Below are 13,127 nucleotides of genomic sequence, written 5' to 3' on the forward strand. Positions count from 1 at the left end.
GATACACAATGAGTGAGTTTTCTAATGCTGTTACAGACCAAACGGTTGATGAACTGGTTGGCTGGGTAAAGCAGCACGATTTCTCATTGAACTTGCCGACCGAGCGTCTGGCATTTTTGTTGGCCATTGCTGTTCTCAGTAATGAAAGATTTGATGATGAGCTGGGTGAAGGTGAACTTCACGATGCGTTTGGTATCATCAGTGGTTTATTTGGTCAATCCAATGACACCATTGCTTTTCGTGCGAACAATGCAATCAATGAATTAGTAAAACAACGTTTAATTAGCCGTTTTAGTGGTGAAAGTACCGATGGAATGAATATCTATCGTTTAACACCATTAGCTATTGGTATTACCGATTACTACGTGCGCCACCGCCAATTCTCTAAATTGAAGCTTTCTATTCAGTTGGCGATGGTTGCAGAAGAAATCCAAAAGGCATCGCAAGCGGCTGAAAAAGGTGGCGAAGCGAAACATTGGCGTAAAAACGTATTTGGTGTTCTGAAATATTCTGTTGGGGAGATTTTTGATCGCATAGATCTAAACCAACGTGTAATGGATGAGCAACAACAATCAGTTAAAGAAGAAATTGCAGAGCTGCTAAACCAAAATTGGCGGGAAGCGATTTCTAGCTGTGAAAAGCTGCTTGATGAAACCTCTGGCAACCTACGTGAATTACAAGATTCATTGCAAGCTGCAGGCGATCAACTTCAAACGGAATTACTGAATATTCAAGAAATTGTTTATGGTAATGAAGAGTTAGAGTTTATTGATGCCTTGTTGTATTCATTGCAAATGAAACTTGACCGCATTGTAAGTTGGGGACAACAAGCGATTGATTTGTGGATTGGCTACGACAGACACGTACATAAATTTATCCGGACTGCGATTGATATGGATAAAAACCGTGCGTTCAGTCAACGTCTGCGTGATTCAGTTAAAGGCTATTTTGATGCGCCTTGGCTGTTAACGTATGCCGATACAGAGCGATTACGAGATATGCGTGATGAAGCCTTAATTCTACGTGATGACGAAGTCACCGGTATTGTTCCTGATGAGATGGAATATGAAGAGTTAAGTGTAATTACAGATATCTTAGCAGAACAAGTGAGTGAAATGCTTCAACGTCATAAAGCGACGGGTGAAGCGATTGAGTTAGGTACAATGCTTAAAAACTACCTAATGACTTATCCTCATTCTCAGCACTTTGATCTTGCCCGTATAGTGGTAGATCAAGCGGTGCGTCTCGGTTATTCAGAAGCCGATTTCCAAGCCGTTCAACCTGATTGGCAATCTATTAACGAATTCGGTGCGAAGGTACAAGCAAATGTCATTGACAAATATTGAAGAATTTATGCCTGAGAAGTTAGCAAAAGCAATTGCTAATCCATTATTCCCAGCATTAGACAGTTTATTGCGTTCTGGCCGCCATATTGCCAGTGAAGATTTAGATAACCACGGTCTATTGTGTGAATTTGAACATGAACTCGGTATGTTCTACCAGCGCTATCATGCAGAATTAGTAAAAGCACCAGAAGGTTTCTTCTACTTACGTCCGCGTTCTACCTCTTTCATTGCACGCAGTGTTTTGGCTGAAATAGACATGCTGGTTGGTAAAGTCTTATGTTTCTTATACCTAAGCCCAGAGCGTTTGGCTCACGAAGGTATTTTTACTAACCAAGAATTATTTGATGAGCTATTAGTATTAGCTGATGAACAAAAGCTAATGAAGTTAGTGACTAACCGTGCATCAGGTTCTGACTTAGATAAAGAAAAACTGTTTGATAAAGTTCGTACGTCGCTGCGTCGTTTAAAACGTTTAGGTATGATCATTCAAGTTGGCGAGCAGGGTAAATTCCGTATCAGTGAAGCGGTATTCCGTTTTGGTGCTGATGTTCGCTCTAATGATGATATGAAAGAAGCACAATTACGCTTGATCCGTGACGGTGAAGCAGTGGTAGTTCATCAGGAAGAATCAAGCCAATCAAGCTTTGATCTTGATGAAACAGCAAAGTTAGATGATACGCCGGCTGAAGAGCAGCATGAATTAGAATTGGAAGGTGATGCATGAGCATGATTGAACGTGGTAAATATCAATCACTCACCATGGTTAACTGGAACGGCTTTTTTGCACGTACCTTTGATATTGATAATCTAGTAACGACACTTTCTGGTGGTAACGGTGCAGGTAAATCGACGACGATGGCCGCGTTTATCACAACATTAATTCCAGACCAATCGCTGCTTCATTTCCGTAACACAACTGAAGCGGGTAGCTCACAAGCATCTCGTGATAAAGGTCTACACGGTAAATTAAAGCCGGGTGCATGTTATGCAGCACTAGACGTTGTAAACTCTCGTAATCAACGTGTTCTGTTTGCGGTTAAATTACAGCAAGTTGCTGGCCGTGATAAGAAAGTAGATATTAAACCTTTCATTATCGTTGGTCTTCCAAGTCATGTGAAACCAACGGACTTAATGATCGAGGCAGTGTCTGATAATCAAGCTCGTGTTCGTCAAATTAACGAAGTAAAAGACATTGTTGCAGAATACGAAGGTGTTCAGTTTAAAGCGTTTAACTCTGTTACTGATTATCACGCACAAATGTTTGATTACGGTGTTCTGCCTAAGAAACTTCGTAATACCAGTGACCGTTCTAAATTCTATCGTTTAATCGAAGCATCTTTATACGGTGGTATTTCAAGTGCAATTACGCGTTCTTTACGTGATTACTTATTGCCACAAAATGGTGGTGTTAAGAAAGCCTTCCAAGATATGGAAGCGGCACTGCGTGAAAACCGTATGACACTAGAAGCGATTAAGACTACTCAATCTGACCGTGACTTATTTAAACATTTAATTACTGAATCAACCAACTATGTTGCTTCAGATTACATGCGTCATGCGAATGATCGTCGTAAAAAACTTGAGCAAACATTAACGCACCGCGTTGAGTTAATGAATGCACAAAATAGCTTAGTCGGTTTATCTTCTGTATTAAATAATATGCAGAGTGAACTAGAGCTACTGACTGATTCTGAATCAGGTCTTGAGCAAGATTATCAAGCTGCCTCAGATCATCTTCAATTAGTGCAAACAGCCGTTCGTCAACAAGAGAAGATTGAACGTTACTCTGAAGATCTAGAAGAGCTAACAGAGCGTCTAGAAGAGCAAGTTATGGTGGTGGAAGAAGCTGCTGAACAACTAGCGATGTCAGAAGAGCAAGCACAATTAACTGAAGAAGAAGTTGATAGCCTTAAAACACAACTTGCTGACTACCAACAAGCGTTGGATATGCAGCAAACTCGTGCGCTTCAATATCAACAAGCAGTTAAAGCTCTTGAAAAAGCACAGCAGCTAACAGCAAATGATGAACTAACGCAAAACAATGCGGTAGATCTTCAATCTGAATTAAAAGCAAAAGAAGAGCGTCAAACGACAGCACTTCTTGCGATTAAACATAAGCTAGACTTGTCTTCTGCAGCGGTTCAACAATTTGAACGTGGCTTGGCATTAGTTACCTCAATTGCAGGTCATGTTGAGCGTAGCGAAGCGTCAGATAAAGCGAAGGCCTTAATTGAACAAGCTCGTCAGTTCAGCAATATTGCAGAGCGTGCAGAACAGCTTAAAGCGCAATACAAAGATTTAGAACGTGCCGTGCGTTTACAGCGTCAAGCTCAAGAATTAGCGGCTGAATATGCAAAACGCTTTAATATCACGGTTGATTCTGAAATCGTACTTGAAGAAGAACAAGCTCGTCATGAAGAGATGCTTGAAACAGTTCAAGAGCAACAAGAAAACATCGTAGATAAACGCTCAGAATTAAAGCGTCAAGAACAACAACTTCGTTCTGAAGCTCAACGTTTAGAGTCAATTGCACCTAAGTGGATTGCTGCTAACGATGCTTTAAATAAGCTTAATGACCAATGTGGTATTGAGTTAGAAGATAGCCACATGGTTATCAGCCAGATGCAAGAAACGTTAGAAAATGAGCGTGTGCTTTCTACTAACAAAGATCGTCTTGCTACTCGTAAAGAAGAGCTAGATGGTGAGATTGAACGTTTAGCGGCTCCTGGTGGTAGTGGTGATGCTCGTCTTAAAGGTCTTGCGGATACATTAGGTGGCGTACTGCTTTCTGAAATTTATGATGATATTACATTAAGTGATGCGCCGTATTTCAGCTCGCTTTATGGTCCAGCTCGTCATGCTATTGTTGTTTCTGACTTATCTGGTATTAAAGAGAAATTGGTTGATCTTGATGATTGCCCAGATGATCTTTATATCATTGAAGGCGACATTGACGCGTTTGATGACAGCGTATTTGATGCAGACGAAATGGAGAATGCCGTTTGTGTTCATCTAAATGATCGTCAAATGCGTTACTCTCGCTTCCCTGAATTACCATTGTTTGGTCGCGCCGCTCGTGAACAACGTTTAGATACATTACGTGAAGAGCGTGAAATCGCCGTTGAAGAGCACGCAAAAGCGGCATTTGATTCACAAAAATTGCAACGTTTATACCAAAGTTTTAATGGTTTTGTATCGACATACCTTGCTGTGGCGTTTGATGCCGATCCAGAAGTTGAACTGAAAAAAGCACGTGAGCAATTATCACAAGCAAGCCGTCAATTAAATGAATTGGTAGCGACTGAACAACAACATAAATCTCAAATTTTAGCATCAAAAGAGGCATTGTCTCAATTAGCTAAAATTGCACCGCATATTAATGTTCTTGAAGATGAAACCATCACAGAGCGTTTTGAAGAGATCAGTGTTCAAGTTGAGCAAGTATCAGAAGCAGAAAGTTTCCTACGCCAAAATGGTAAAGCCATTGTTGAGTTAGAAAGCTTGCAACGCGCTCTAGAAGTGGATCCTGAGCAATTTGATGCACTAAAAGCTGAACATGAGCAAATTGATACACAGCTACAAAGCATTAAAGCGCAACTGTTTGCTATTTCTGATTTAGTAGAGCGCCGCCATCACTTCGGTTATGAAGATGCGGTTGCATTACTTAATAAGAGCAGTGAACTAAACGAACAACTTAAAGCAAAATTAGTACAAGCAGAACAAGCGCGTACTAAAGCGAAAGAGCAACAAAAGCAATCACAAGCTCAAGCAAACCAATACAACCAAGTAATGGCTTCGCTTAAGAGTTCACATCAAGCGAAACAAGAAACAGTTCAAGAGTTCAAGCGTGAACTGCAAGAGTTTGGTGTTCATGCAGACCAAAGCGCACTAGAACGTGCTGAAGTTCGTAAGGGTGAATTGAACGAGCGTCTACACAGTTCTCGTGGCCGTAAGAGTGAGCTAGAAAAAGGCATTACATCAAACGAGCTTGAGATCAAAGGTTTAGTTAAGCAATCTCGTAAAGTTGAAAAACTGTACAAAGAGCTACGTACCTTTGTGGTTAACGCAAAAGCAGGTTGGTGTTCAGTTCTACGTTTAGCTCGTGAAAATGATGTTGAACGTCGTCTACATAAGCGTGAATTGGCGTATTTAAGTGCAGAAGAACTGCGTTCAATGTCGGATAAATCATTAGGTGCACTTCGTCTAGCAGTTGCAGATAATGAAGACCTACGTGATTCATTACGTGCCTCTGAAGACACAAGTAAACCAGAGCGTAAAGTTCTATTCTACATTGAGGTTTATCAGCATCTTCGTGAGCGTATTCGCCAAGATATCATCCATACAGATGATCCAGTTGAAGCAATTGAAGAGATGGAAACTGAGCTTGGTCGTCTGACTGAAGAACTAACGTCTCGTGAAAACCGTTTAGCACTAAGCTCTGAAAGTGTTGCGAACATTATTCGTAAGACCATTCAGCGTGAGCAAAACCGTATTCGTATGTTGAACCAAGGTTTATCACAAATTGGTTTTGGTCAAGTAACGGGGGTTCGTCTAAACGTAGGTATTCGTGAAACGCACGCGACATTATTAGCTGGTCTGTCTGAGCATCAAGCACAACACCAAGATCTATTTGGTAACCCTCGCTTTACGTTCTCAGAAGCGATTGCGAAACTGTTCCAACGTATTAACCCACATATCGATGTTGGCCAACGTTCACCACAAACACTCGGTGAAGAGTTACTGGATTACCGTAACTATCTTGAGCTAAACATTGAAGTAAACCGCGGTGCAGATGGTTGGTTACAAGCAGAGTCGGGTGCATTATCAACAGGTGAGGCGATTGGTACGGGTCAAGCTATCCTACTAATGGTTATCCAAAGTTGGGAAGATGAGTCTCGTCGTCTTCGTAGTAAAGACATTATGCCTTGTCGTCTATTGTTCTTGGATGAAGCGGCACGTCTGGATGGTAAATCTATTGCGACGTTATTTGAATTGTGTGACCGTTTGGATATGCAATTATTAATCGCGGCACCAGAGAATATCAGCCCAGAGAAGGGGACTACTTATAAACTGGTTCGTAAGATCTTTAAAGATCGCGAACACGTTCATGTGGTGGGCTTGAAAGGCTTTGGGCAAGAAACGCCAGCAAGTAGAGCTCAGCAAACGCTAGAAGAAGCAGAGCTTGCTGAATAGTGAGTTAAGTTTGTAAATAAAATGGCAGTCAGAAATGACTGCCATTTTTTATGATTAATACCTAAGTAGTGATTAACTGCAGAAGTTATAATAACGGTTAGTAAATTAAATAAAGTAGAGGATATTATCAATGTGGCGAACAATTATTGTATTTTTAGCGTACTGGATAATGGCGGCTCATTTTTTACGAGAAGGGAATGTGATTGTTGTTTCAGCGCTTGTAGCACTTCCTTTTACTCTGTTTTTTAATAAAGAATTTGTGTTTAGAATGCTACAAGCAGGTCTTGTTATTGGTGTCTTTGCTGTGTGGCTTCCTACTATCTACCACATCGCTGAATATCGCTTAGCAACAGAACAACCATGGATAAGAATGGCTGTAATTATGAGTTCTGTGATTCTCTTTAATTTATTTTGTGCTTGGAATCTTAATTCGTTAATTAAACAATTGGAGCACAGAAAATGACGAATAACGGCCTAGATAAAACAAATGGACAGTTTGAAAACCCGTTAGTTTGGCCTTTGTTTGAAGTATTACAAGAGACCGTTCAAGAATGGAAGGTTCATACGTTATCTACATATCTTATTGAAAAAGGCTTATTAACACCGCTTGATGAAAGCCCAGATAAAGATCTATTCAAACGTAACTTCTTGATAATGAATGCGCTTTATCAGCTTCAAACCGAACTATATCCAGAGCAGTGGTTGCAAGTAGAAGCGATGAACATTCATTTATTCCCTGAGAGAAGCTCAGGTTATTCTGACCACGTCATAGATACAGCGCACCCGTTGCGAGAATATTATTTAGAATGGACAAATTACCAAGTAGAAGAAGATGAGGTTAGGCGTTTATTGAATGAGTTTTGGAGTAATTACCGTCGTTATTTAGGTGGTTCTACAATATCATCAATGGATCGTATTCAAGCATTAAAGTTATTTGGTTTATCAGAAAGTGCGACAGGAAAAGAGATACGCAAACAATGGCGTAAATTGGCTATGCAGCATCACCCAGATAGAGAGTTGGGTGATGCTGATAAATTTAGAGTGATGTGTGAAGCGTGGAATCTATTACGTTAGTTATTAGGTGACTGGTGATTTAAAGTCTCATCAAACAATAAACGAGCACGTAACCCCGGGTAATTATCACTTAAACTAATTCTACCGTTATGTATTTTCATGACGGTTTTTACTAGAGCAAGGCCTAAACCAAAACCATGCTCTGTTCGGCTAGGATCTAAACGGACTAACTGATCTAACGCCCGCTCTCTATCTTCAGGTTTTATTCCAATGCCATTATCGGCGACAACAACACCAAAACAATCCACAATAACTTCAATCACCCCGCCTTCGTGAGTGTATTTAATCGCATTATCAATAATATTGAATACAGCACGAAAGAGTAGGCTAGGGTTTGCATATAGTAGGCAAGGCATTTCAATGGTTAAATAAAGTTTTTGTTGTTTATCTAACGCGGTAGGCTCTGCAAACTCCATCGCATCCTGTACTATCTTGCTTAATTCACAGGTTTTTTTACTGATTGGTGCGCCACCGTTTTCTAAATGGTAAAGCTCCATCATGCCATTAAAGGTATCAAGTAACAGTGAAAAATCGGATTGTATGTTTTCTAATTGTAATTGATGGTAAGAGGTTAATTTATCATCGTATAACAGATCCTCAATACGTAATTTAATCCGTCCCATTGGGGTTCTAAGATCATGTGCCATATCAATGGTTAATGATTTAAGCTTAGATTCGCTCTCTTCCATTTGCTCTAGCATGTTATTTAAGTGCAAAGCCAGTAAATCAAATTCATTCATATCAGGACCGACTTTTAAACGAACATTTCGTTCACCTAACATCACTCGATTCATGGTTTGATTAACAAGGTTCAATCGTTTGAGGATGTAAACGGCAATAAGAATTGCAATTAAACACAGGGCGATAAATGGAAAAAATGTCCCCCAAATTACTGAAGAGTCTAGCTGTTTTTTAAAGCTTAAATAGCGTTCCTGATCAATACCAACCGTCAATTGAGAGCCATCAGGCAGTTCAATTCTTGTCGCACGCATATTGGGTAAATCATTATTGGCTTGATATTGCTTAATTTGAGCAATAACAGGATAAGAGGTTGCAGAAGTATCGGTTGGTATTGGAAATGCGTGATTAACAATTTGATAAATATAGCGGCTGTTGTCTTTATTGTTATTAATACTTTGTTGAACAGCCTCAATACCTTCGCTATTTGCGATAGATTGAAGTTGTGAGGTTTCTGCTTGTAGCCAATCATCAAGGTTTTTATTGTATAAGTGTAGAGAGGTGGAATACAGCTGATAAAGCAGTAAAGCCATCATTAAGAATAAGCCAACAGCAAACCAAATTAATAGCTTTAAGATGGATGAGCGGTAGAGTTCATCACGCTTGTCTAATAACATAACCTGTCCCGCGTACCGTTTCGATAAGGTTTACTGCACCACCTTGTTCTAATTTCTTACGTAACTTAGCGATGTGCACATCAATAACGTTAGTTTTTGGGTCAAAATGATAATCCCATGCGGCCTCAAATAAGCGCATGCGAGAAACTACTTCGTCAACATGTTCGACAAGAAAACGTAATAAAATAAATTCTTTGTTTTGTAATACGATAGGGGCGTTATTTATCGTTACTTTTTGAGAGCGAAGATTAATAGTTAGGTTGTTTATTTGTATTTCATTCAACGTATTCTCTATTGGTCGATTACGGCGCAAAATAATATTAATGCGTGCGAGCAGTTCAGCTAAAGCAAAAGGCTTAGTGAGATAATCATCGCTACCTGCGGTTAAGCCTTCAACACGCTGGTCTACGCTATCTAGTGCACTAAGAATAAGAACGGGTGTATTGTTATCTGTCGCTCTAATTGCAGATAAAATCTTTAAACCATCAAGATTAGGAAGCATGCGATCTAATACAATTAACTGATACTCGCAGCTAATTGCCATCATTAACCCTTCTTTACCATCACCAGAGCTGTCAACTATAAAGCCTTCTTGTTCTAATGCCTTAGCAATAAAATCACGGGTAGTTTGATCGTCTTCTATAACCAATATTTTCATTTTTTATCTCTATGTGGTGACATCTTATTCTATCAATAAAAAGGGTAAGATTCATAAAAGTTAAAGCTCAAATGAAAGCGAATTGAGTATTTTTAAGAGCTAAATTAACCTTTTTTCTGAACTTTGCGTAAAGAATGACAAAGTTCATATTTTGCTTCTGGTTGAAGGAGCTTCCTTTTTGTATAAATACCCTTATAGCTTATTGGCATTTTTACTGAGGAAGAACCTATGAATAATTATTTTGATGATTTCCCCAAAGAAAACCCAAATAATGGTGTTGGTAAACAATTTAATTTTGAATTAACACAATATTTTCGAGAGCAACAAGAGCAAAAAGCACTCAAAATGGAATTTTTAGAAAAAGTGGAACATTGTCCTCAATGTGGGGTGAAAGCATTAAATTGTTATCATTTTACCGCTGAAATATACCAATGTGAATGTCAGCACTGTGGTGTATACGCGTCAGAAAATAATGAATTCGAAGCGTATCAAGCGATTAAAAGCCTATCAATGAAAGTATAAGCTTTATGTTATTGAAATAGGAGCACACCATAAAGAGCCTTAAAGGGGGAAGAATTAAGACTCTTGAGTTGTACTCTCATAACATCTGGTACGAATATTATGGAGCTTATATCAATTTAACTAAGTATGGTTCGTACTTAATTAGATTGCTATTCGGCTTTTAAAATGACTTTCATTTCAGCGGCAACTTTATCAACTTTTCCTAGGCCAATGATAACTTGTAAGCCACCTTTACCCATTGGAACAACACCTGCTGCACCAATTGATTTCAGTTTATCTTTATCAGCAAGGCCTGAGTCTTTTACCGTTAAACGTAGGCGAGTAATACAGTTATCTACTTCTAGAATATTGTCTGCACCACCAATGGCTTCAATGTAGGCATTCGTTACATCGGTGATATTTTCTTCTACTGAGTCATCTTTGTTCATGTCTTCGCCACGACCAGGAGTTAGGAAGTTAAACTTCTTAATCGCAAATCTAAAGATGGTGTAGTAAAGAACGAAGAATACAAGACCTTGTGGGATCAGCATGTACCATTTAACCGCTAATGGGTTTTGGCTCGAAAGAACAAAATCGACTAAGCCTGCAGAGAAGCCAAAACCAGCCATCCATTCCATGCTTGCTGCGATGAATAGAGATAGACCCGTTAAGATTGCATGAATCAGGTATAACCAAGGAGCAAGGAACATGAAGCTGAATTCTAGCGGTTCAGTAATACCCGTAAAGAATGAAGCCATTGCTGCTGCAAGCATGATAGAGAATACAGCAGCCTTGTTACGTTTTTCTGCGCAGTGATACATAGCAAGTGCAGCACCTGGAAGACCAAACATCATAATAGGGAAGAAGCCCGCTTGATACATGCCTGTTTGACCAGGAATACCAGTACCATTAGCGATAGATTGAGCACCACCAAGGAAGTTTGGAATGTCATTAATACCAACAACATCAAACCAGAACACAGGGTAAAGCGCATGGTGCATACCAACACTTAACATTAAACGGTTAAAGAAACCGAACAGACCAGCACCAACAGCACCCATTGATTGAAGTTGAGTACCAAAAGAGATTAGCGCATCAAAAATAGCAGGCCAAACGTAAAGAAGCACGAATGATAAAGCCATACCTGCGATTGATGTCAAGATTGGAACAAGGCGCTTACCACTAAAGAAAGCTAATGCTTTTGGTAGCTCAACCGTAGAATACTTGTTGTAAATTTCAGCTGAAATAATACCAACAATAATACCGATGAATTGGTTGTTAATTTTAGCGAATGCGGCAGGGACTTGATCCAAAGGAATGTTTTCAAGTTGGGCTACAACTGCAGGAGAAAGAAGGGTGGTAACAACGGTGAAAGAGATGAAGCCTGCTAGCGCCGCTGAACCATTTTTGTCTTTACTTAAACCAAATGCCACACCAATGGCAAATAGCATCGGCATTACATCAATGATTGCTCCACCTGATTTAATTAAAAAAGCAGCAAATACACTGTTTGCGCCCCAACCGGTTGGATCCATCCAGTAACCAACGCCCATTAATATTGCAGCAGCAGGAAGCGTAGCGACGGGAACCATCAGTGCCTTACCTACCTTTTGCATATAACCTAATACATTCATATTGCATTCCTTAAAGTAAAATTTCGTATTTTTATTTTAAGGTCAGGATACAGAGGGTAAGATTAAGGAAAGATTGTGCCAACATTAACTATAGTTAATGTTGGCAGTAAGTTCTTTAATGTGTGAGTTAGATCTAGTTTATTCGAGCTGAAAATTAACCAGGATGACCATCTACTCGTTTTTTACATAGCATAGGAGCAAAATGCCAAACAAATAGTCCAAAGGCGAATGCCCATAGTACAGCTGCTATGTTGATCATATCTATCATGTATTCGGGGAAAATAATTACCCCAACAGAGCGAATTACTGCGGCAAGAATAATGGCAGAGAAAGCAGGCCACATGACAGGTCCTTTATAGATCTCACGACCAGTATGCCCCATAGTGACTCGAGCGATCATAGCCAAAATAACACCGCCTAGTGCCCCAATTGCAAATAAGTGAATCGCGGTATGTGAAATGAATCCATTACTTGCAAAGCCACGAATTAACAAACTTAATGGAATACATAAATAACCCGCATGAAGTGACCATACTAATGGTTCACTCAATGTTTTGTGACCTTTCCAACGAGTCATACGAACTAATTGTGCAGAGCCTACAATTACCATTAAATACGGACTAATCTCTGCTGAGGTAAGAGGAAAAAAGCTAAGAATAAATAGCATTGCCAGAGGGATATTGCATAAGGCTTCTAACCACATCATTGGCTGTGCTTTTTCAAACTGAAAACGACGAGCAGTAAAGAATGGGATCACCCTTGCGCCCATGACTGAAATTAATAGCGTAAACCACCAAAGCATAGATTCCCACACGGCAGCAGAGGTAAATGGTGGTAATCCTTTAATCGTTGCATAACTAGCGAAGTTTACTGCAATAGCGACTAAAAATAGAGGAATAAAGAAAAAATTACGAACGCCTTTCGTCTTAATAACTCGAAACCCGACCTCATACGCAATAGCCAGCATGAATAAGGCTTCAATACTTGAGATTAACCATAATGGCGCTTGTGTCCAAAATAAAACACGAGGTAGTAACCATAACAAGATAATAAAACCGAGTCGTTTATCTGATGTACCTTTAACGCCAGTCCAGTTCTGAACTGCACTTAATACAAAACCAGCCACAATGGCCATAGAAAAACCAAATAGCATTTCATGCACATGCCACCAAAGTGCAGGTACGTCTAAATATTTAGGTTGGCCTGTTTGAAATGCCCATACCCAGATAGTAACAGCAATAATTGCGTAGATACTGCCTAATAAAAAGAAAGGGCGAAAGCCTAACCGTAAGATTGGTGGGATTTTTTCTTCAACAGATTTATCAGTGATATTTATCATTGGGTGATTCTCAATTTATAACGACGA

At 39.6% G+C, this 13,127-nt stretch carries 10 protein-coding genes; 6 read left to right on the forward strand and 4 right to left on the reverse strand.

The window, feature by feature from the left end; genetic code table 11:
* The first annotated feature begins 8 nt into the window (after positions 1-8).
* The 5 genes from mukF (at position 9) to BTO23_RS14295 (ending at position 7,613) form a co-directional block, all read left to right on the forward strand.
* Entirely contained in the window at positions 9-1,346 is a 1,338-nt protein-coding gene (mukF, locus tag BTO23_RS14275; RefSeq protein WP_061005438.1) for a chromosome partition protein MukF, read from the forward strand.
* Complete coding sequence (gene mukE, locus BTO23_RS14280; RefSeq protein ID WP_060993849.1) at positions 1,327-2,070, forward strand: chromosome partition protein MukE; 744 nt, start codon at positions 1,327-1,329, stop codon at positions 2,068-2,070. Before mukF ends, mukE begins: the two co-directional genes overlap by 20 nt.
* Complete coding sequence (mukB, locus tag BTO23_RS14285) at positions 2,067-6,539, forward strand: chromosome partition protein MukB (protein WP_170066748.1); 4,473 nt, start codon at positions 2,067-2,069, stop codon at positions 6,537-6,539. Before mukE ends, mukB begins: the two co-directional genes overlap by 4 nt.
* Before the next feature lie 130 nt (positions 6,540-6,669).
* Positions 6,670-7,002 (forward strand): hypothetical protein, encoded by a 333-nt coding sequence (locus BTO23_RS14290; protein ID WP_061005431.1) that lies wholly within the window; start codon positions 6,670-6,672, stop codon positions 7,000-7,002.
* Positions 6,999-7,613 (forward strand): DNA-J related domain-containing protein, encoded by a 615-nt coding sequence (locus BTO23_RS14295; protein ID WP_105063840.1) that lies wholly within the window; start codon positions 6,999-7,001, stop codon positions 7,611-7,613. Before BTO23_RS14290 ends, BTO23_RS14295 begins: the two co-directional genes overlap by 4 nt.
* Here BTO23_RS14295 and BTO23_RS14300 read toward each other — a convergent pair.
* Both BTO23_RS14300 and BTO23_RS14305 read right to left on the reverse strand, forming a co-directional pair.
* Positions 7,610-8,968 (reverse strand): sensor histidine kinase, encoded by a 1,359-nt coding sequence (locus BTO23_RS14300; RefSeq protein WP_105063841.1) that lies wholly within the window; start codon positions 8,966-8,968, stop codon positions 7,610-7,612. The genes BTO23_RS14295 and BTO23_RS14300 overlap by 4 nt on opposite strands.
* Positions 8,949-9,626: a response regulator transcription factor gene (locus BTO23_RS14305; RefSeq protein WP_061005426.1), complete on the reverse strand. Its 678-nt coding sequence runs from the start codon at positions 9,624-9,626 to the stop codon at positions 8,949-8,951. Before BTO23_RS14305 ends, BTO23_RS14300 begins: the two co-directional genes overlap by 20 nt.
* Before the next feature lie 228 nt (positions 9,627-9,854).
* Between BTO23_RS14305 and BTO23_RS14310 the strand changes: the two genes are divergently transcribed.
* Complete coding sequence (locus BTO23_RS14310) at positions 9,855-10,148, forward strand: hypothetical protein (protein ID WP_061005424.1); 294 nt, start codon at positions 9,855-9,857, stop codon at positions 10,146-10,148.
* A gap of 149 nt (positions 10,149-10,297) precedes the next feature.
* Here the strand turns inward: BTO23_RS14310 and nagE are convergent, their stop codons facing one another.
* Both nagE and BTO23_RS14320 read right to left on the reverse strand, forming a co-directional pair.
* On the reverse strand, positions 10,298-11,761 hold the full coding sequence (nagE, locus tag BTO23_RS14315; RefSeq protein ID WP_045104014.1) for an N-acetylglucosamine-specific PTS transporter subunit IIBC: 1,464 nt from the start codon (positions 11,759-11,761) through the stop codon (positions 10,298-10,300).
* A 154-nt stretch (positions 11,762-11,915) separates the two neighbouring features.
* Positions 11,916-13,100 (reverse strand): NnrS family protein, encoded by a 1,185-nt coding sequence (locus BTO23_RS14320; protein WP_105063842.1) that lies wholly within the window; start codon positions 13,098-13,100, stop codon positions 11,916-11,918.
* Positions 13,101-13,127 lie beyond the last annotated feature (27 nt).

It is taken from the genome of Aliivibrio sifiae (genome assembly GCF_002954715.1).
In the GTDB taxonomy this organism is placed as follows: Bacteria; Pseudomonadota; Gammaproteobacteria; order Enterobacterales; family Vibrionaceae; genus Aliivibrio; species Aliivibrio sifiae.

What these genes read in the sequence shown, in the direction of transcription:
- mukE (WP_060993849.1), top strand. Translation starts at nt 1,327, where the DNA reads ATGTCATTGACAAATATTGAAGAATTTATGCCTGAGAAGTTAGCAAAA.
- BTO23_RS14295 (WP_105063840.1), top strand. Translation starts at nt 6,999, where the DNA reads ATGACGAATAACGGCCTAGATAAAACAAATGGACAGTTTGAAAACCCG.
- BTO23_RS14300 (WP_105063841.1), bottom strand. Translation starts at nt 8,968, where the DNA reads ATGTTATTAGACAAGCGTGATGAACTCTACCGCTCATCCATCTTAAAG.
- mukF (WP_061005438.1), top strand. Translation starts at nt 9, where the DNA reads ATGAGTGAGTTTTCTAATGCTGTTACAGACCAAACGGTTGATGAACTG.
- mukB (WP_170066748.1), top strand. Translation starts at nt 2,067, where the DNA reads ATGAGCATGATTGAACGTGGTAAATATCAATCACTCACCATGGTTAAC.
- BTO23_RS14305 (WP_061005426.1), bottom strand. Translation starts at nt 9,626, where the DNA reads ATGAAAATATTGGTTATAGAAGACGATCAAACTACCCGTGATTTTATT.
- BTO23_RS14290 (WP_061005431.1), top strand. Translation starts at nt 6,670, where the DNA reads ATGTGGCGAACAATTATTGTATTTTTAGCGTACTGGATAATGGCGGCT.
- BTO23_RS14310 (WP_061005424.1), top strand. Translation starts at nt 9,855, where the DNA reads ATGAATAATTATTTTGATGATTTCCCCAAAGAAAACCCAAATAATGGT.
- nagE (WP_045104014.1), bottom strand. Translation starts at nt 11,761, where the DNA reads ATGAATGTATTAGGTTATATGCAAAAGGTAGGTAAGGCACTGATGGTT.
- BTO23_RS14320 (WP_105063842.1), bottom strand. Translation starts at nt 13,100, where the DNA reads ATGATAAATATCACTGATAAATCTGTTGAAGAAAAAATCCCACCAATC.